Raw genomic sequence first — 19,328 nt, 5'->3', positions numbered from 1 at the left:
TGAGTCAGTTATGTTCGTACAGATAGCCTTGGTTTAGTGCTAACAAAATAGCTTACTCTAAATGCAGCACCACCCTCAGGTGTAAAGGTGGTGCTGAATTTATTACTCGTTGGTTTAGGTGTTAAGTTTGCAACGTTGTTAAAGTCAGCGCCTTATTCACAGAGGTATATAATACCAATTTTATTAATACATTGATCATTCTAGCGAGCTAAATAAATCATTAACTGCGTTAAATATTTCTCATGTAGAATAACTACATAGCTAAATATTTACCTTGTTACTAAGCCATTTATCTGTCGCAATATCTGATCACCAATTTAATGCAATTGGTATAAGCCGTTAATCTCTGTTTGAACTCGAAGGCGGGGTGGACTTTTGTGAGCTCTGACTGTACCCAAATATTTTGACTTCGCAGCGTCATCCAGTGGGTTCTTCGTTTTTGGTTGTAAAATAATTTGTGCAAAAAGACCGGCCAAAAATGTATTTTTAGCCTTTTTCACTGCTGTTGCCTAGCAGCCAATTTTGCTCACCGTTACGGAGTAAATAGTCGTAATAAATTTGCCGTTTATTACTCTGCTCATCCAAATTCAGATATAAAGCTCGTGCAGCGCTAATGCTGTCATTTTTATCGAAGGCCTTTTGAGATTGCTGATAGGCCTCTTCTAATAGACTAATAGCTTGTGACGTATGTTGTTTTGCAAGGAGCAGTTTTGCTCGTAGCAGGTTACTGTTAATCGTATGATTGATGTTTTGTGATAGTAAGGCATCTGCTTGGGCAAAGTGTTTATGCTCTATATACAAATCAAAGAGTCGTTCAAAAGCATCATCTATAACCCAAAAGTTTGTTTGGCTGCGAGGTAATTCGAGTATTTTAGTTAGGTATTTACTACGTATATTGGTTTCATTGGCAAACAATGCATAATGAAAATATACAAATGCGAGATTAGCAGGGTGTAGGTTTTCTTCGGTAATTAACTGGTGCGCTTCATTAAGTTGTATGTACTTGCGATCAGATAAATCTAATTTTGCGGATAAAATTGAATCTAGAATATGCAATTGAAAGCGGCCCATCGCATCAATATTGTGTTGTGCCAATTGCGTACCGCGTTCAAGTTGCGCTCTAACTTGTTCTTGGTCTCGCATTGCGTAAGCTAAGAATGCGCGTTTTTTTATCAGTGCAAACTGCAGTGGCCAGATTTGCTCTTTAAGGTCTTGCTCAGCATGGTCTAGAGTACTTTTCGCAAGCGTAAACTGTCCATTTTGCTTGTAAATTGAGGCTTTAAGTAACGCGGCTTCGGTACGGATCGGCAATGTTTCTGCGCGCTGTTCAAACTCTGCAATATCATCCAAATAAGCTAAGGCAACATCGATATGGCCAGACGTTTGATAGTGCTTGGCTAAAAAGAATAAGGTGCTGAGCGTTTGATTTTTCTTTTGCTCAAGCGTGTCTAGCCAAAGTTTTGGCTGTTTTTGGGCCTCAAACAGCCCCAATTTAGCAAGCTTGGCTAAGCGCTGATGGAGCTCTTTAGCGAGCTCAGTCTTGTTGTCTGAAAATACATAGTCGTGCCACTGCGTTTGATGGTTTTGTAGTTTAAATTCTAAGTATGTCCCGTTAGATACCTCGAATATACGTGTGCCAATAAGCCAACTGGTTTTAGTAAGTTGCAACTCATCAAAGGCCAATTTAGGTGCATTTAAAGGATCTATTTGACTACCTTCATCTACTTCCAGCGCTTGTAAAGCAAACAGCTTGCTTGAGGTAATGAGTGGAACTGTTTGCTTGTTTTTATTGGGCAAGAAAAATATTTGGGTTTTATGAGTGGGCTTGCTGTCTAATAATGTGTAACCCATAGCGATAACTATGAATGCCAACACACATACCGCGTAAGCAATGGGCTTGTTTGATTTTTGCTCAGCGATAGCTGCCAGCTCTGAAGATTGAGGGGCGCTGTGGTTAATTGCATATGTCCATTTATATCCCTGTCGGGCGTAGGTTTGAATCGCTCGCTCACCAACGATTGCTCTCAATTGACTAACGGTTTGGAACACGACTTGTTCAGAGACCACTCTTTGCTGCCAGACTGCATCGAGGATCTGATCTTTACTTAATACCACATCAGGATTATCAACAAAAAATAATAAAAGAGCACGTTGCTTAGGTTTGAGTACGACTTCCTGACCTTTGTGCATCAATAAGCCATTTTTTGTATCTAACTGAAATTTGTCAAACGTTACAAGCATGCACTCAAACTTACTATTTTGGGGATTGTTATTATTAAACATTCTTGAAAGAAGGTAAATCTGAATGCGCCGAAGGGCAATGTTATAGCTAACCTGCATCGTAATTAAGTGATCAATCTGGTGGTCAAAATTGTAATTCTGCAAATCATTTTTTTGTTGGAGTCTCTTAAAATTGATGTTATCTACTATACTTTTCCTATATTTTCAGTGACTCATTAGGCGTTGGAGTCATTATGACCACCAAGTATATTGTACTGATCTTAAGTGTTTTATGTGCGATTTTCGTCAGTTTTTGGCTGCAACTGAGTCGTGCTGTACCGAGCGATTTGCTTGAGGGGAGTGAGACTGCGTCAGTTGACGCTAAGTTTATTGAGCGACAGGTCGATGCAGCTCTACAACCTTTACCGCTTATTGAGCAATATAATGAACAGTGGGTGCAATTGGGTAAGGCATTATTTAAAAGCCCCTTGTTGTCGGTCGATAATACGGTGTCTTGTGCATCATGTCATGATCTGTATAACGGAGGCGATGACGGTTTTCCTGTGTCGTTGGGCGTCAATCAGCAACTTGGTGAACGAAATTCACCAACCGTTATTAATTCAGCGTTTAACTTTAGGCAATTTTGGGATGGGCGTAGCGCAACATTAGCGGAGCAAGTTCATGGGCCTATTCATAACCCAGTAGAAATGGCGACCAATTGGCCGCAAGTGATAGCCAAGCTGACCGCTCAACCTGGTTTTTTGAAAAGCTTTAATGCACTTTCTGCTGATGGAATAAACGCCGAAAATATTGTCAAAGCGCTGGTTTTATTTGAGGAGTCCTTAGTGTCAGAAGACACCCCCATAGACCGATATTTGTTGGGAGATATAAGTGCATTGAGCGAACAACAACAGCGGGGCTTACAAAAATTTATGAACTTTGGGTGTATAACTTGCCATCAAGGGAAAAATATTGGCGGTAACCTTTATCAGAAGATTGGTCGATTGGATAGCGTTCCGCAATCTTTGCTAACTGATTTAGGGCGATTCAATCAAACGAATAACGAGGAAGATAAGCACGTATTTAAGGTGCCAAGCCTTCGTAACGTCACATTAACAGCACCTTACTTTCATAATGGCTCTGTTGATGAGCTCTCTGAAGCGATAAGGATAATGGCTAAAGGTCAATTGGGTTTAAACTTAAGTGATGAGGATATTTTAGACTTGGAAGCCTTGTTTCATGCCTTTGAAGGCCAGCTGCCAAGGTCGCTTGTGCAGTGAAGTATTTAATTGAGGTTGTATTATTATTTTTGGTCTGGCTAACAGGGTCGCATGCCATCGATCAGTATCACACGTTAAAATCATTGCAGGCTGAGCTGACATTAAAAGCGGAGCTCAATCGGCTGACAACTGAATTAGCACTAGAAACGCTTTCTGCGATTGACGCAAATATTAATCACTTTGATAAGCACGCTCATAAACAGTTGGAGTTTGAAAGAGTGAGTCGACAACTTGCTAGCCAGGGATTACTGGGTGAGCAAATCGGTAAAGACATGGAAGCTTTCCGAGTTGGGGTTGATACATATATGCAACTTGCCTCGATGTTGAAAACATCCTTTAAATATGTAGCAAAGCAAAGTATTGATAGTCCTGAGAGTTCTCAGACTAGTCAGTCTATTTTGAGGACATGTGCTGCATTGATTTTTAATTTGCAGATGACTAATTCTCAGCCTGTTGTTAATGCTGTTCAAACACAATTGAGAGTGCAATTGGCTATGTTAGAGCAGCTTGAGCGGCGCTTACCTGACTTACGAGTTGCACGGTTGCATATAGAATTTATTATGGACAATGCGACTAAGGCGTCAAAATTACTTAAGTCTATTCAAAAAAATAGCTTCTCTGATGTTATTCAAAAAAATATGCAGGAGCTCAATCACTCAATCAATTCAAATTATTGGAAAATGATCCAATATACATTACTCACGTTAGTCTCAACATTTTTGCTAGTGTTGGTTGCACTATTAAGGCTGTTAGTAGAACTCAAACGAGCAAATGAGGTGGCGACGAAAGCCGCAGAAAAAAAGTCGATGTTTTTGTCAAATATGTCTCATGAAATAAGAACACCAATGAATGGGATTGTTGGCCTAACTGACATTTTATTGTCGACAAAACTGACGGCAATACAGAGAAATTATTTAGAGAAGGTACGTTTTTCTGCCAACGCGTTAACCACGATAATTAATGACATATTGGATTTCTCAAAAATCGAGTCAAAAAAATTGCATATAGAGCAGGTATGTTTTCAATTTGAGGAGTTACTGGACAACTTAAGGTCGTTGATCACGCCTATAGCAAATACCAAAGGGGTTAAGCTGGTTTTTGATATAGACCCACAGCTACAAGCTCAATATTTGGGAGACCCAGTTCGCATTGGTCAAATCATGCTTAATTTAGCCTCAAATGCCGTCAAATTTACCGAGCAAGGTAAAGTCACGCTATCTGTAAAAGGGATACCTGACAGAACAGATTTAGATAGCCAGTGGATAGAAATATCTGTCGCCGATACGGGGGTTGGTATTGAGCAATCGAAGTTACAGAGTTTGTTTGAGCGTTTTACGCAAGCGGAGTCTTCTACAACACGAAAATATGGTGGTACTGGACTTGGACTGACAATCTGTAAGATGCTTACTGAGCTAATGGGCGGAGAAATAAGTGTTGTTAGTGAGGTGGGTAAAGGCTCTGTATTTACTGTTAGGTTGCCACTTAAAACTGATGGAGACGGAATAATTGAACGACCCGTTGAATTTGTAGGAAAGCTACTTATTGTCGAGGACGATCCTGTTTATACGCAAATAAGTGAAAATATTGCAACGTCCATTGGGCTAATCGTAACAACAACATCGACAGGCCAAGGTGCAGAGCAGTGCTTGTTGAATGGTGATTTTGATGCAATGTTACTTGATTGGAAATTACCGGACTGCGAAGCAGATACGCTACTCACTCGTCTAGATAATGCTTCGTTGCTTCCCGAGCGTGTAATTATTTATACCGCTTATTCTAATAACTGCTTGGACAGCAATTTAAAATTTCCTGTTCTTAACAAACCGTTACTTAAACAAGACCTTGTTGATGCTCTTATGCAAAGCCATTGCGCAATTAAAAACGAAAAAGAGCAAAGTGCGAAGGGAACTGATTTACAGCAACAAACGTGTTTTAAGTGTAGGGTGTTGCTGGTGGAAGATAACGAAATTAATCAGATTGTGGCCAAAAAAATGCTAACTAATATGGGGGCGAAAGTGCATGTTGTCGTCAATGGTCAACAAGCTGTAGATACTGTCATGGCCGGCACTGATAAATTTGATATTGTTCTTATGGATATACAAATGCCAGTGATGGACGGGGTGACTGCAACTCAGACAATCCGCAAACAGTTTAGCTCAGAGCAGTTACCAATTATCGCATTAACAGCTAATGTTATGGGCTCTGAAGTTGAAAAGTATGTCGCTGCAGGTATGAATGCGCATATAGGTAAGCCGTTTAAAGTTGATGAACTTAAAGCGATTCTTCAAGACTATGTGAATGTGGGTGATTGTTAGCTCGAAGTCTAATAGTGTGTTTTACCGTTGTACATTACACTGTGTTAAATGCACTACACGTGCAGGCCGACATACATGTAGGCGAAGTAGTATGAGGAGAATGATCATTAAGTGTTTATCCAGAAAGCTTACTTTTAGTGTGCTGTGGTTAGTGGTTGCTGTTTACCACAGTGTGGTAATTGCTGAGTCTGGCACGATGGTAGTCGCATTTGGTCAAAGTCGTCCTCCTTATGTTGATGAATCGAGTCAATCTGGAATTAGTGTGGAGCTGTTTGCTCATTTAGCACAAAACTTGAATTGGAATTATCAAAGCGTTTTTGTCTCAAACCGCCGTATGGAGCGTTTACTGCTATCTGCTAAGGTTGATATCGCTGTTGAAGTTCAGCAAAGTGATGAAGAGCTTTTTTACTCATCTCCTTTTATCTCTTATAGTAATTATGCAATCCATAACAACAACCGTGGCTTTTCAATAGCGACGATGGATGCACTGCAAAATTACAGCATATGTGCATGGCAAAATGCTAAACAACATTTGCGCATTGAACAAATGGTTGCCAATAAAAAAGATTACGTCGAATATCCTAAGCAGCGTGAACAAGTGATTGATTGGATATCTGGAAAGTGTGAAGTAATTTTGATTGATGATACGTTGTTGCGTTGGCATTTGATGCAATTGAAAGAGCGAAGGTATCGATATTCGAATTCAAGCTGGGGTAAGGCCTTGTTACCCGTTGAGAACAACCCGCTGTGGTTTTATGTCGGTTTTCGTGATGCTCAGCTCAGAGATAGTTTTAATTTTGCGCTGCAGCAATTAAAAGCGTCGGGTAGGTATGAATTGATACGCGAGCGCATAGAATAGCTCGCAATCGGTGCCATATTGAGAGCTTTAAGAAGGGCCTTTGGGGCCCTCAGAAATGATTAAATACTTGGTGTCATACCCATGCAGCTTGCGTAAAATGTGGTTGTTGCCGGCCAGTCACTGAACACGCCAATAACCCCAACCTTTTTGGCTAACACGTCAAGCAATACTAAAGCGTCGGCATCACTGTTAATAGCATCACTAATTGATTGATAATACCAGCCACCGCCAGTGGCAAGGGGACCAGAGCGCTCTAGCGTCCAAGTAATAATATCCAGACCCGCTTCTTTTGCTGCTTTTGCGTATGCTGAAGGTACAATGTTTTTATCATTGTCTAAGGTAACAAGCATCCACAGAGGGGGCGCTATGATTTTAACTCCATCATTACTAAGCTCTGCCATAGTGGGCTGCCATGTGTCAGGGTTGTTTGGATTAAATCCGGCAATATCGTAGCGATCATCTAAATAGACCGCTTGTACGCCAAAGTCTGCTTCGTTGTTAATCCAGTATTTCACATCTTCCAAGTTGAAAGACTGTGCAAAAACATTTTTAGCAGCAACGCCTGCCGCCTTATATTCATCGATCATTTTTTGGGCGTACATAGCTTGACTCATGCCTTCAAAAGGCATCGTAACACTTGCGGACTTGAGCTCTGGTGTCATTTTTACGTTAAGTGACTTAAATAGCTCAATGCTTTCTTTGTGGGTTAATAACGTACCTTGGCTTGAGTAGAGATCTGTGCGCCAGTTAGCTGTGCCTTTTAAGTAACCTTCAACGGTTGTCGCCGTTGGGTTAGCACCATCCATTTTCCCTTTTAGCTGTTTGAATTCAGCCAAAGTAATATCTGAGGTACAGCACTGTGCGCTTGCCGGCGTACCCGCTTGAGCGTTTGCTGGTGTGAAAGGCTGCGTACATTTTGCTGCAAGCTCAGGGATCGCTAAAATGTTTGTGGTGGTATGTAAATCGCACTGGGAGTGGCGGCAAACTAACTCTTTGTCTTTGGTAAAGGTAACGTCACACTCTAAAATGCCAGCGCCCATCTTTGCTGCGGCAACATATGACTCCTTGGTGTGCTCAGGATACTGCATTGGCGCACCTCTGTGACCAATTGAGAAGTCAGTTTTATAGAACGGCCCATTTTGGCATGCTTGCAATTTTGTTTTGAGGTTGCCTTCTTGGAGTTGGTTAACCAAAAATTGCGCTCTAGCACCTATATAGGCATCGTTGGCACCGCCTTTGGCAACTTCAACAATTACAGGCACTTCCACTTTCTCAACAACTGTGATTGGTTTTTCCACCACAACTTCTTTGGTTACTTCTTTGACTTTTGTGTCGTCGTTGCATCCACTTAACGCCAATAAAGCGCTAATAGACAGTAGTAATTTATACTTCATGTTAGTACATCATCTTGTTTATATAAAGAAAACAAACGCTACAGAAGTAAAGTGAAGGAAAAATGATAACTATATGACAAACAAAACATTAGAGCATAATTAGAATTTACACTCTAATGTTTTGAATAGTGATTTCTATCGATAATTTTGGCGATAGTTATCCACCCATAAACGTGTGGCACCACATACAGCAACGGGCATCACAATAAGGTTAATCACCGGAATTGATGTAAGAGCAAACACCGCAAAACCAAATCCATAAGATAGACCTTGTTTGCTTTTTAGATCATTTTTCATTTGTTGAAAGTGAATTTTGTGATTGTCAAACGGGTAATCGTTGTATTGTACGTTGTACATCCAACAAGTGAACATAACCCATAATATTTGCCCTACTAAAGGTAATACCCAAAGTAAGATAAAAAAGCCAATAGCGCGAGGTAAATAATAACATAGCTTTGTCCACTCACGACCGAGCATACGTGGCACGTCTTTGAGCAGATCTGCTAAGCCGTCATCATTTACTTTTTGCCCTGTTAGATGCATCTCTACTTTTTCACTTAACAAACCATTAAACGGTGCAGCAATAAAGTTTGTGATCACGGTAAACACCATACTGTAGCTAAATAGAATAACCATAATAGCGATGGGCCACATTAACCATTCCAACCAACTTAGCCAACTTGGTAATAAGTTATTCAAGTAGTCGAACCCTTGGATGAGCCAGTCGTATAAAAAGAATAATGAGCTACCAAAGAGCAATATGTTGATCAGTAGTGGGATAAACACAAAGCGTTTCAAACCTTTTTGTGTGATCAAAGAAAATCCAGAAAGAAAATACTCGATACCTTGGGTTAACTGCACACCTTACCTCAAATAAATCTGTTAATTTCTTACCACAGTATACGCTGAGTGTGGCAAGTGAATAAACCCAAATGAGTAACAAACTATTGCTACAGATACTCAGCCAATGGGTGAATGCCAAATCTTTTAAAATATATTTTTTAAGTGTTTGATTTTTGGTTGTTTATATATGTTGCTTAGTATGAGCGTTGCGCTACAATTGCTCGCTTTTTAACTGATTTTTAAAGCGCCAACCGACTTCTACTGGAGAAACCATTAAGTGAGCGAATTGCTTGGGATAGTATGTTTGATTTTTATCAGTGCTTTGTTTGCAATGTCAGAGATAGCCATTGCAGCTGCACGTAAAATCAAGCTAAAAATAATGATGGATGAAGGCTTTCATGGTGCGGAGCAAGTACTAAAATTGCAAGCTCAGCCTGGGGCGTTCTTCGCAATGGTACAAATCGCTTTGAATGCCATTGCTATTCTTGGAGGGATCTTGGGTGAGCAAGCACTTACCGATACGGTACGTTCTTACCTTACAATCGTGTATCAAGGGGCTATGTTAGATCAGATCAGTTTTGTTATATCATTTATGATCATTACCTCACTATTTATTTTATTCGCAGATTTATTACCAAAACGCGTGGCAATGTTAATGCCTGAAGCTGTTGCTGTTAGGGTGGTCGGGTTGATGAATACTGTCACAACGGCGTTCAAGCCCTTGGTCCTATTTTTTAATGGAGTGACTAATTTGGTATTGAAATTACTTGGCTTTCCCACTGAGCGAAAAGATGAAGTGACAACAGAAGAAATTGTCGCAATGATGGATGCGGGAGCAAAAAATGGTACGTTACAGGCACAAGAGTATCAGCTGATCGGTAATGTACTTGAATTGGAGTGCCGCACTTTACCCATGGCCATGACTACACGAGAGTCCATTGCATTTTTAGATATCGGCGATGACAGTGAAACGATCAGTCAGAAGGTTTTAGATAACCCCCACAACCAGTTTTTAATATGTGATGGACATTTGGATAAGTTAATTGGTTTTGTTGATACCAAGCAAATACTTAAGCAATTATTGCGCGGCGAAGCGGTACATTTAACCGAAGAGATTATCGAAAAGGAAGTTTTTTACTTACCTGAGACACTAACGCTTTCTGAGGCACTCAATGCATTTAAATCAGCCAATGAACAATTTGCGGTAGTGGTGAACGAATATGCTTTAATTGTTGGCATTGTCACAATAAAAGATCTCATGAGCAGTTTTATGGGAGATTTGGTGACATTTCATGGTGAAGAGCAAATTGTGCAACGTGATAATGAATCATGGCTTGTTGATGGTTCAACGCCAATGGTAGATCTTTGCCGAGTTATTGGTTGGGAAGAGCCACCAGAGGCCAATCAGTATGAAACAGTTGCTGGGTTTTTGATCTATAGATTAAAGCGCTTACCAAAGCGAGCTGACCATATTTTATGCGATGGCTTTAAATTTGAGGCCATTGATATTGAAGGAGTGCGAGTGGAGCAGTTGCTGGTTAGTCGAATAAAAGATTCTTTAACTGAGGTAACACTTTAATACTTGCTAATTTTAAACCTCGCCCATACACTGAGGTTAGGCACGGTTTTTTGCGCCTAACCTAATTTGGAGTGTTAATGCGGTCTCGTAATTGGTTTGTCATTTCTTGTTTGTGTGTGTTGTTCCTATCAGTGATCAGCGCGCCAATGAGTTATGCCCAAGTAGAAAACCACTACGAACAACAGCAAAGCATTTTTATTGATTCAGACCCAATTGATCACGATCCTCAAGAGCTTATTGTTGGCTCAATAAATTACGATTGGGGTATCGTAGATACAAGTGTTACTGAGCGCAAGGTATCATCACCTCCCGCGTCACAGTACCTCAATTTAGCTATTCGTGCCCCACCTCTAAAGTAAGCTTTATAAAACAAATATAACTTTTGTCGTCAGCTTATTTTAGAGGTGGTGTTATGTCTAAATACCAAACTATAGGCAGCCAAGCGCTTGCCAAAAATACTCACTTTAATACTTCACTGGATAGCGATATCGTCATTTCACTCGATAGTCCGGCCAGTGAGGCCATGCATGGTTTTCACCAAGTACCACCGCAACTAATAGACAGTAATACTGGGCTGGATGATGCGATGCTTATTATGAAACAGACCCATATGCGTATCAGTTTTGTTGTAGATAGTTACAACAATATGCTTGGGCTTATTTCTAAAGCGCGTTTGGCTAGTAGCTATGTACTCAAAATTTCCGCAAGAAAAGGCATTCATCGTGCAGATATGACTGTTGCAGATATTATGATCCCATTGTCGGCTTTAAGCAGTGTCAATGAGCTAGCTTTGCACACAGCCCGAGTAGGAGATATTGTTAAAAGCATGGAAACGTCGGGCCAAGAGCACTTGCTGGTGGTGAGTCAAACACCTGAGCGGATATGTGGCTATTTTGACTTGATTGATATCAGTCGCATGATTGGTTATCAACTTAATCAAGTAAAAAGTGCCAATTCTTTTAGCGAAATAGTGGACAGCTTATGGCACCACGCTGAAATTTAAACTCATTCCAATTACTTTTCCTAGCGGTAAAGTAATTCGATACTCCAAAAATAAAGTTAATGAAAATCAAGGCACCGGAAGGTGCCTTTTTCATGTCTGTATCCTCTCTGTAACGAGTGATTTCACTACTCTTAAAGAGTGAAATATTTCATTAGACATGACGACCTGAATTCTTTGTAATGCGCAAAAATGAGTCCTACAACCAATTACTTCTTTAAGGAACTTTAATGGCCAAAAACATCTCTTCTGAACACGCACGTGACTGTTACAACGTGCGCCATTGGAGCCAAGGCTTCTTTGGTATTAATGATCAGGGAGAGGTTACCGCAATGCCAAAACTGTCTCAGCCAGAGCATGCAGTGACTTTAGAAAATATCGCTCAGCAGATCAAAGCACAAGGGTATGCATTGCCTGCTCTAGTGCGTTTTCCGCAAATATTAAGTCAGCGTGTTCACAGTATTTGTGATGCGTTTAATCAAGCAATTGCAGATTACAATTATCCTGAAGACTACTTGCTGGTTTACCCAATAAAAGTAAATCAACAACGTGAAGTGGTAGAAGGGTTGATTGCAAGCCAAGCTGGTAATGAGAAAAAACAATTAGGCCTAGAAGCGGGTAGCAAAGCCGAGTTGTTAACAGTACTTGCTATGAGTGAGCAAACATCGGCCGTTATTGTATGTAATGGGTATAAAGACAAAGAATATGTGCGTTTGGCACTACTTGGCGAAAAGCTAGGACATCAAGTGTACATTGTACTTGAGAAGCGCTCTGAGCTTGACATTGTTATGGCGCAGGCCAAAGCGTTAAACGTAACGCCACGGTTAGGGTTGCGTGTTCGCTTAGCGTCACAAGGCAAAGGTAAATGGCAAGCCAGTGGTGGTGAAAAGTCTAAGTTTGGTTTATCAGCGTCACAAGTCTTGGCGGTGATAAGCCAGCTAGAGCAGGCCAAGTTGTTAAGTGCGCTACAGCTAGTGCATTTTCATCTTGGCTCGCAAATGGCTAATATTCGTGATGTGCGCTTAGGGGTTGGCGAAGCTGCACGCTTTTACTGCGAATTGCGTCGTTTAGGTGCTAACTTGCAATGCTTAGATGTCGGTGGTGGGCTTGCAGTCGATTATGACGGTACTCGCAGTCAATCTCACAATTCAATGAATTACAGTTTGGCTGAATATGCAAATAACATTGTATACACAGTCGGTGATACGTGTAAGCAGTACGAGCAGCCAATGCCGAAAATTATTTCTGAGTCTGGTCGTGCGCTCACTGCGCACCATGCTGTATTGATCACAGATGTGATTGGTACCGAAAGTTATCAACCTGAAGTGGTTTTAGCGCCAGAGCATGATGCCCCGCGTTTACTACATAATATGTGGACTTCTTGGCAGGGATTAAGTGGTCAAAAAGACGATAGAGCATTGATAGAGATTTATCATGATACTCAGAGCGATTTAGCTGAAGTACATAGCCAGTTTGCGATGGGTTTACTTAACTTAGAGCAAAGAGCATGGGCTGAGCAAATTAATTTGCGCGTATGTTATGAACTTAATAAAAGGATGGACAACAAAAACCGTTTTCATCGACCAATAATAGATGAGCTAAGTGCCAAGTTGGCAGATAAGTTTTTTGTTAATTTTTCTTTGTTTCAGTCTTTGCCTGATGCTTGGGGGATAGAGCAAGTTTTTCCTGTACTGCCGCTCAGTGGTCTAACCGAGGAGCCTAAAAAGCGCGCGGTGCTGCTCGACATTACGTGTGACTCAGATGGTACGATTGAACATTATGTGGATGGACAGGGTATTGAAAGTACTTTGCCAGTGCCTGAATACAACGCAAACAAGCCTTACTTACTTGGGTTTTTCTTGGTTGGTGCTTATCAAGAGATCTTGGGCGATATGCATAACCTTTTTGGTGATACACATAGCGTCATCGCAAATTTAGATAACGATGGTCTACTAGAGCTAAGCGATGTTGACGAGGGTGATAGTGTTGCGGACATGATGCGATATGTACATTTAGACGTCGCACAATTTAAAGCAAATTTTGCCCAACAAGTAAAAAGTAAGTTGCCAAAAAATGAGCAAGCGCTGTGTTTAATGGAACTAGAGCAAGGCTTGGATGGTTATACATATTTGGAAGATGTTTAGTTTATGAATCAGTTGTTTGACCATACCGATCACTCTTTATATTCCAATGGCATGACGTTTTTACGTCAGCCAATGGTGCGAGATATAACAAATATTGACTCAGATGTTGTGGTGCTCGGTTTACCCTTTGATTTGGCTACATCTGGTCGCCCTGGGGCACGTTTGGGGCCAGATGCTATTCGCAGGGCTTCAGTGCATTTGGCATGGGAGTCAAAAAAATACCCTTGGACATTTTCTCTTTGGGATAAGCTGAGTATTACTGACGCGGGTGACTTTACATATCCAACCGGCGACCCGGAATACTTTACTGCACAATTAGAGTTAGCAGCGAGACAAATACTGCAGCAAGGAAAAGCATTGTTAGGGTTGGGGGGAGATCACTTTGTGACCTTACCTTTACTTCGAGCGCACCATAATGTGTATGGAAAAATGGCATTAGTTCATTTTGATGCCCATACAGATACGTATAGCCAAGGCTCTCGATATGATCATGGTACGATGTTTTATCATGCACCAATAGAAGGATTGATCAGTGCTGAGCACTCGGTGCAAATCGGGATAAGAACTGAATATAACCAGCAAAGTCATGGTTTTGACGTAATTGATGCAATGCAAGCAAACGATTTATCTGCCGAGCAGATTGCTGCACAAATTAAGGCTAGGGTAGGTGACTTACCTGTGTACTTAACGTTTGACATTGATTGTTTAGATCCCGCTTTTGCACCAGGAACTGGTACACCGGTATGTGGTGGGCTAACAAGCGATAAAGTATTAAAGATTTTACGTGCTCTACAGGGGGTAAATATGGTGGGGATGGATGTTGTAGAAGTATCTCCTGCATACGATCAAAGTGAACTCACGGCAATCGCGGCTGCGACTATCGCCCATGAGTTGTTACACCTTTGGGCTGTAAAACACAGGCCTTGATGTCTTTTTACTCACTAAAAAGTGAGCCTGTCATGCGAAATGCCGAAGTAACATTCGGCATTTTTTTATCTACTGGGAAAGGGTAAATGATAGCGTCTTGCATACCAAATAAATAATGGTAGCTCGAGCGCAATAAACGTTATGAGGGTAAACCAAAACCAATTTACGTTAATCCATACGATACTAAATTTGGCGCCACTTGCATAAAACACAGATCCCACAACAGATAGCGAAACGCACGCCGCGATGATATCTTGCAGTGATATTTTTTTTAAAGTATTCGCACAATAAGGGTAGATTAACCCATACGCAATACTGAGCACGATCATATTTAATATGATCACATTAAACTCAATTCCCATAATCGCATTGCCTATTTTGATTGCTGTTATCCAGCATGTTTGCTTTGCTTTAAATGCTGCCAATCCGGTTATACAGCTACAGCAAATGTATAAATCTATAGTTAATGTAAATCGGCCCGAGATTAATTTACTTTAATAAAAATTTATTAGTTTCTTGAAGTAGGGAACGAATGAAAGCATATTGAATATATTTTGTTAAAAAAAAGGCATGGGAAGCTTGTGAGGTGATGTTTTTTAAGTTGTTGTTTAAAATGTTCTTTTGTTTTTATTTGTAAATGATTTTTATTTTAAATTAAAACATCTTATTTACATGTAAAGGGATTTTGTGTAGTTTGAAGGTTCATGGCAATAAGTCAGGCACAAGCGGGTTGTGTATTCAGTATAGTAGGAATTTATATGGGCAAAGTGAATTGTAAAGCGACAATAGTAACCCGAACTGCTGTATGTAGGTCGGATGACAATCTTGAGCTTATTCAGAGTTTACTCAAGCTTTTAAATATTACATCTAGTGTACTGCAATGTGATAAGGCATTGGTTGAACTACCGATTGAGCAGCTGGTTTTTGTCGATTTAACAGGCTTTAGCTGTGAAGAAGTATATTCCTTCGATATGGCGGTATTGGCTAAAAGAAAATCGCTCATTTTATTTAATGCCACTGAAGGTCAAGTTGATGAACGTCGGGCATTGTTAGCAGGCGTTAAAGGGGTGATATATGCCAAAGATGAGCCTGATATCAAATTAAAAGGTATTAAAGCAGTAAAAGACGGTGAGCTGTGGTTTAGGCGCAGCATTATCAGCAGTACTTTTTCAGAGTTACTTGTTGAGCATGCCATTTTTAGTAACCCAGCGCCGGCGCCAAAGTTAGAAGACGGGGCTTTTAATTTAACAAAAAGAGAAAAAACCATCGTTAAGTTAATCGCTGAGGGAGCGCAAAATAAGGAGATCGCCAATAAACTTCATATTAGCGATCATACAGTCAAAACGCACCTGTACAGTGCGTTTCGAAAAACCAAATCAAGAAACCGCATAGAGCTACTTAATTGGGCGAGGCAGTTTTTTCCTGATGCGTTAACTCGTTCGTATTCTGAGTAACGGGCGTAGCTGACCATAACCCTTTATCAATACCACTGTTGATAAGGTCTATCAACGCTTTCTCAATTGCTTGTTTAACGCATATATGCATTGGCTCGTTATTGCTATATCCTCCTTCGGCTTCTGCTAGTCGCTTATAACTGACATAGCGGAAAAAGCCAGCTCGCATTTCAAAGCTCAGTACTGTTTTGGTTGTGGCCACTGACGTCAATACTACACCAGTTCGAACATCGACTGCTCTCATGTAAATTGAGATAATATCTTCTCTATATAACTCAGAAACCCCAATACCAAAGTATTCAGCACCAAGTCCACCTGTTTTGGTATTTGAGTCGTAGCTGATGATCCCACCTTCAAGAATGATCTTTGCCGTTTTCAGCGGGGGCAGTGCATGGCTTTCATTGTCGCTGTTATCCAGAGCTGCTCGAATAATTTTTCGCTCTGTGAGTATGTTCTGTAAGCCCTCACGTTCTACGGGCACAAACCAATCTGTTTCACTAAGTGCTTGCACAAGTATGGCCGAGGCACCTTGTGTTACCGCAGTAGAAAATGAGCTTACGTTAGCGATTGGTTTGTATTGACCCGTTTGATCTCTAAATGAATATACGGATACAGGAATGCTGCCCATGGGTTTTGGCAACGATTTCAGTTCTTTATAGGTTAGGGTATGTTCTAACGTTTGCGCTTGGGAGATATCCGGTGGCAGCGTATTTGTAATATGAGAGCAGCCACTCAACACAATGACTAGTAAACTAATAAAATATGACTTATGGAAGCGCATTGCCAAACCTCGGAATTTCTATTGTTGTGACTTCCCCTGAAACGAGGTTGGTAATTTCTATGGTAATACTGTCAGCATTGCTTGTTAGCATTCTTATTTGATGATCACCGCTGACAAAAACAGAATCTTGACCAAACACATTTTCATCTGAGCTTTCACCGAATGCAAGGTCCGTTACTTCACGTACAATTCTATTTATGTAGGCCCTCTCTAAAGACTCCTGCATTTTTTCTGCATAGCTCTTGGGCTCAACGTGAGCCTTATGCTTATTTTGTGCCTGTGCTTTATTCATAAGCATGCTGGCGTTAAGTGGGTTGCCACCAAAGCTTGGATTGATTGGTGTGTAAACGAGTTCGCTAGCATAACTTGCTTGGCTGAGTGCTAGTAAAAGGAAAAGGTTTTTTTTCATAGTTAAAGACCACTGCTTGATAAGTCATCACTAAACTTGCTGAAATTATTGCTCGCAAGCACTTTAATTAGGGTTAGTGCAGCTTCTTCTACTTGATCGTCAACGGGTTTTAACCTGCGACCTAGGTAAGTTGAGTACACTGTTTGATTGTTGAGCTCTACGGTTAAAATGGTTCCTGCTTTTGGTATAAGAGTTTCTTTTATGGTTACGGTCGCCCCCGCAGTAGAGGGAATATCTAGCCATAAAGTACTTAACTGGCGATAGAATTCATGACCTGAGCGGCTGATACTTTGATCAAGTAAGAAGCCACTGATTTCGTTTGCTTTATTGCACGGGCTGAGTATGAGAAAAGTGCAAACAATGAATATTTTAATGAGACAGTTCATTCGCTCTTCCACTTTTTCTTTAGTGCAAGTAATAAGGGTGCCAACGGGCACCGCTTATCGATTATTAAATGACGCAATTATTGTTGTATAATTGTTGTGGTGTTGTAGTCACCTAACTGATTTACGGTTACATCACCATTAAGCTGCGACATACCACCTTCAACTAAGTTGCCAGTACCTTCTTGTAGGATATTTAAGCTTAAATCGTTGCCAGCAATAACGAATGCGCCTTCGTCGATACCAGTTACCATGTTCATGTCACCCATTTGCATGATATCAACACTATTATTTGACCCTTCTAGCATGAGATCGATAGCGTTTAAGTTGCCGTCTTGCATTAAATCTAATGTATTGCCTTGGCTTGCCACTTCGCTGCTCATAGTGACACTTAAATCATTTTCATCACCATCTTGGACTGCAGAAATAGAGTTACCCGACGTTGCTAGTGACGTATTAGGGTATGAGTTTTGAATTCTCATTACATTTAAATCACCAGCTTGACTTACAACAAAGGTATTGTCAGAGCCGTTGAAGTTTGCGATATGCGTGTCGTTGCTATCACCGCTTTGCAGAGTTGATAAATGATTATTGTCGCCTATCACACCCAGATATGTTGTGTTTGAGTCACCCATTTGCAATGTGTTGAACTGGTTGTCATTACCAACAACGTCTGCTTCTAGGGTATTTGAGTTGCCGGTTTGTTGTGCTGATACTTTATTGTCAGTTCCTACAATTAACTCACTGGTAAAGGTATTTTCTTCACCTTGTTGTCCTACTGATAGGTCGTTATCATCACCTTCAACCACTGCGAATGAAATACTATTTCCATCATTACTTTGATTGGTGCTTAGGCTATTGCTGTTACCATTAAGTAGGTCAATTTGTAAGTTATTTCTATCGCCCGCTTGTTCAAACTCTAAACGGTTGTCTTGCCCTGTTAGTTCGGTAACTGCTACGGCATTATCATTACCTCTTTGCTCTGCGTCTATGCGGTTATCGTCGCCAACAAGTTGGTTTAAGTTAAAGCGGTTGCTATCACCCTCTTGAGTTGCTTTTATGGTATTTTCATTGCCTTCAAGTTCGGTAACCTCGGCGATATTCCAAAAACCATCTTGCTCAATGATGAACTCATTTTCTTCGCCTACGATCTCTTTCAGGCGCACTTCTCCCCACTCACCGTGTTGTTCTACATTTATCTCGTTATTATGACCTTGTAAATCATCAATAAATGTCCAGTGTCCCCCCGAGCTTTGCGTAACATTTACAGTGTTGTCATCGCCTTGCGCTTTTAACCTGATTTGGTTTGAAATACCGCCTCGGCCAGTATCACCGCTTTGGTTGAAAGACACCATATTAGCGTCACCCGTTAGCTCTGTATTAGACTTCGCATTGTTGCCAGTTTGATAATGAGTAATGTGGTTGCTTTGTCCAGTTACAGTGGTTAATTGAAGATTGTCATTGCCTTTTTGCTCAGCGGTAATATGGTTTGCGTCGCCTGTTACAGTTGTTTTTGCGCCATTGGTTTCGCCGCTTTGTAGCAAGTTAACTTCATTGCCCGAAGTGGCTCCAGCGGTGGAGTTTTGGGTTATTTCAACGCGGTTTTGCGCAGCGCCAGCCATAAAGTCGCTTTGGATAGTGTCTTGCGTATTTTTACTCTGTGGCTGTGCAGCGAGTGCTGCATTACCATAACCCAGCGCCATTACTATGGCACAGGAAATGAGTGATTTTTTTAGCATG

17 protein-coding genes are annotated in these 19,328 nt (G+C 40.8%); 9 read left to right on the top strand and 8 right to left on the bottom strand.

What is annotated here, in order from left to right; all coding sequences use genetic code 11:
• Positions 1-486: 486 nt before the first annotated feature.
• Positions 487-2,241 carry a winged helix-turn-helix domain-containing protein gene (locus GDK41_RS12140; protein WP_172971611.1) on the bottom strand — a complete coding sequence of 585 codons (1,755 nt, stop codon included), beginning with the start codon at positions 2,239-2,241 and terminating at the stop codon, positions 487-489.
• Between the two features lie 233 nt (positions 2,242-2,474).
• Here GDK41_RS12140 and GDK41_RS12135 point away from each other — a divergent pair, with 233 nt between their 5' ends.
• The 3 genes from GDK41_RS12135 (at position 2,475) to GDK41_RS12125 (ending at position 6,674) form a co-directional block, all read left to right on the top strand.
• On the top strand, positions 2,475-3,500 hold the full coding sequence (locus tag GDK41_RS12135) for a cytochrome-c peroxidase (protein WP_152086650.1): 1,026 nt from the start codon (positions 2,475-2,477) through the stop codon (positions 3,498-3,500).
• Positions 3,497-5,815 carry a response regulator gene (locus GDK41_RS12130; protein WP_152086649.1) on the top strand — a complete coding sequence of 773 codons (2,319 nt, stop codon included), beginning with the start codon at positions 3,497-3,499 and terminating at the stop codon, positions 5,813-5,815. Before GDK41_RS12135 ends, GDK41_RS12130 begins: the two co-directional genes overlap by 4 nt.
• Before the next feature lie 91 nt (positions 5,816-5,906).
• Positions 5,907-6,674, top strand: a complete 768-nt coding sequence (locus tag GDK41_RS12125) for a substrate-binding periplasmic protein (RefSeq protein WP_172971610.1) — start codon at positions 5,907-5,909, stop codon at positions 6,672-6,674.
• A gap of 59 nt (positions 6,675-6,733) precedes the next feature.
• On the opposite strand, the gene GDK41_RS12120 is transcribed toward GDK41_RS12125, so the two are convergent.
• Both GDK41_RS12120 and cysZ read right to left on the bottom strand, forming a co-directional pair.
• A complete protein-coding gene (locus GDK41_RS12120) occupies positions 6,734-8,068 on the bottom strand; it encodes a glycerophosphodiester phosphodiesterase family protein (RefSeq protein WP_152086647.1) in 1,335 nt (444 codons plus the stop codon).
• Positions 8,069-8,203: 135 nt separating this feature from the next.
• Positions 8,204-8,929: a sulfate transporter CysZ gene (cysZ, locus tag GDK41_RS12115; protein ID WP_152086646.1), complete on the bottom strand. Its 726-nt coding sequence runs from the start codon at positions 8,927-8,929 to the stop codon at positions 8,204-8,206.
• A gap of 259 nt (positions 8,930-9,188) precedes the next feature.
• Here cysZ and GDK41_RS12110 point away from each other — a divergent pair, with 259 nt between their 5' ends.
• The 5 genes from GDK41_RS12110 (at position 9,189) to speB (ending at position 14,561) form a co-directional block, all read left to right on the top strand.
• The gene (locus tag GDK41_RS12110) at positions 9,189-10,490 is read left to right on the top strand and encodes a hemolysin family protein (RefSeq protein WP_152086645.1); all 1,302 of its coding nucleotides are present in this window, start codon (positions 9,189-9,191) and stop codon (positions 10,488-10,490) included.
• 77 nt (positions 10,491-10,567) lie between these two features.
• On the top strand, positions 10,568-10,849 hold the full coding sequence (locus GDK41_RS12105) for a hypothetical protein (RefSeq protein WP_152086644.1): 282 nt from the start codon (positions 10,568-10,570) through the stop codon (positions 10,847-10,849).
• A 53-nt stretch (positions 10,850-10,902) separates the two neighbouring features.
• Positions 10,903-11,493, top strand: a complete 591-nt coding sequence (locus tag GDK41_RS12100; protein WP_152086643.1) for a CBS domain-containing protein — start codon at positions 10,903-10,905, stop codon at positions 11,491-11,493.
• A gap of 227 nt (positions 11,494-11,720) precedes the next feature.
• Complete coding sequence (speA, locus tag GDK41_RS12095; protein WP_152086642.1) at positions 11,721-13,634, top strand: biosynthetic arginine decarboxylase; 1,914 nt, start codon at positions 11,721-11,723, stop codon at positions 13,632-13,634.
• A gap of 3 nt (positions 13,635-13,637) precedes the next feature.
• Positions 13,638-14,561 carry an agmatinase gene (speB, locus tag GDK41_RS12090; protein WP_152086641.1) on the top strand — a complete coding sequence of 308 codons (924 nt, stop codon included), beginning with the start codon at positions 13,638-13,640 and terminating at the stop codon, positions 14,559-14,561.
• Between the two features lie 65 nt (positions 14,562-14,626).
• Here speB and GDK41_RS12085 read toward each other — a convergent pair whose 3' ends face one another.
• Positions 14,627-14,923, bottom strand: coding sequence for a hypothetical protein (locus GDK41_RS12085; protein WP_152086640.1), 297 nt, complete (start codon positions 14,921-14,923; stop codon positions 14,627-14,629).
• A 396-nt stretch (positions 14,924-15,319) separates the two neighbouring features.
• Between GDK41_RS12085 and GDK41_RS12080 the strand changes: the two genes are divergently transcribed.
• Complete coding sequence (locus GDK41_RS12080; protein ID WP_172971609.1) at positions 15,320-16,015, top strand: helix-turn-helix transcriptional regulator; 696 nt, start codon at positions 15,320-15,322, stop codon at positions 16,013-16,015.
• On the opposite strand, the gene GDK41_RS12075 is transcribed toward GDK41_RS12080, so the two are convergent.
• The 4 genes from GDK41_RS12075 to GDK41_RS12060 form a co-directional block, all read right to left on the bottom strand.
• Positions 15,960-16,796, bottom strand: a complete 837-nt coding sequence (locus tag GDK41_RS12075) for a CsgG/HfaB family protein (protein ID WP_152086638.1) — start codon at positions 16,794-16,796, stop codon at positions 15,960-15,962. The two genes, GDK41_RS12080 and GDK41_RS12075, sit on opposite strands and share 56 nt — an antisense overlap.
• The gene (locus tag GDK41_RS12070; RefSeq protein ID WP_152086637.1) at positions 16,783-17,205 is read right to left on the bottom strand and encodes a curli assembly protein CsgF; all 423 of its coding nucleotides are present in this window, start codon (positions 17,203-17,205) and stop codon (positions 16,783-16,785) included. Before GDK41_RS12070 ends, GDK41_RS12075 begins: the two co-directional genes overlap by 14 nt.
• Before the next feature lie 2 nt (positions 17,206-17,207).
• Positions 17,208-17,591, bottom strand: a complete 384-nt coding sequence (locus GDK41_RS12065) for a CsgE family curli-type amyloid fiber assembly protein (protein WP_152086636.1) — start codon at positions 17,589-17,591, stop codon at positions 17,208-17,210.
• Between the two features lie 77 nt (positions 17,592-17,668).
• Positions 17,669-19,327, bottom strand: a complete 1,659-nt coding sequence (locus GDK41_RS12060; RefSeq protein WP_172971608.1) for a curlin — start codon at positions 19,325-19,327, stop codon at positions 17,669-17,671.
• Between the last annotated feature and the right edge of the window lies 1 nt (position 19,328).

This window comes from Pseudoalteromonas sp. A25 (assembly GCF_009176705.1).
Taxonomy (GTDB): Bacteria; Pseudomonadota; Gammaproteobacteria; order Enterobacterales; family Alteromonadaceae; genus Pseudoalteromonas.
This window is presented reverse-complemented; position numbering and strand designations above follow the sequence as displayed.

Coding starts and splice junctions, on each gene's coding strand:
- GDK41_RS12140 (WP_172971611.1), bottom strand. CDS start 2,241: ATGCTTGTAACGTTTGACAAATTTCAGTTAGATACAAAAAATGGCTTA.
- GDK41_RS12135 (WP_152086650.1), top strand. CDS start 2,475: ATGACCACCAAGTATATTGTACTGATCTTAAGTGTTTTATGTGCGATT.
- GDK41_RS12125 (WP_172971610.1), top strand. CDS start 5,907: ATGAGGAGAATGATCATTAAGTGTTTATCCAGAAAGCTTACTTTTAGT.
- GDK41_RS12120 (WP_152086647.1), bottom strand. CDS start 8,068: ATGAAGTATAAATTACTACTGTCTATTAGCGCTTTATTGGCGTTAAGT.
- GDK41_RS12105 (WP_152086644.1), top strand. CDS start 10,568: ATGCGGTCTCGTAATTGGTTTGTCATTTCTTGTTTGTGTGTGTTGTTC.
- GDK41_RS12100 (WP_152086643.1), top strand. CDS start 10,903: ATGTCTAAATACCAAACTATAGGCAGCCAAGCGCTTGCCAAAAATACT.
- speA (WP_152086642.1), top strand. CDS start 11,721: ATGGCCAAAAACATCTCTTCTGAACACGCACGTGACTGTTACAACGTG.
- speB (WP_152086641.1), top strand. CDS start 13,638: ATGAATCAGTTGTTTGACCATACCGATCACTCTTTATATTCCAATGGC.
- GDK41_RS12085 (WP_152086640.1), bottom strand. CDS start 14,923: ATGGGAATTGAGTTTAATGTGATCATATTAAATATGATCGTGCTCAGT.
- GDK41_RS12080 (WP_172971609.1), top strand. CDS start 15,320: ATGGGCAAAGTGAATTGTAAAGCGACAATAGTAACCCGAACTGCTGTA.
- GDK41_RS12075 (WP_152086638.1), bottom strand. CDS start 16,796: ATGCGCTTCCATAAGTCATATTTTATTAGTTTACTAGTCATTGTGTTG.
- GDK41_RS12070 (WP_152086637.1), bottom strand. CDS start 17,205: ATGAAAAAAAACCTTTTCCTTTTACTAGCACTCAGCCAAGCAAGTTAT.
- GDK41_RS12065 (WP_152086636.1), bottom strand. CDS start 17,591: ATGAACTGTCTCATTAAAATATTCATTGTTTGCACTTTTCTCATACTC.
- GDK41_RS12060 (WP_172971608.1), bottom strand. CDS start 19,327: ATGCTAAAAAAATCACTCATTTCCTGTGCCATAGTAATGGCGCTGGGT.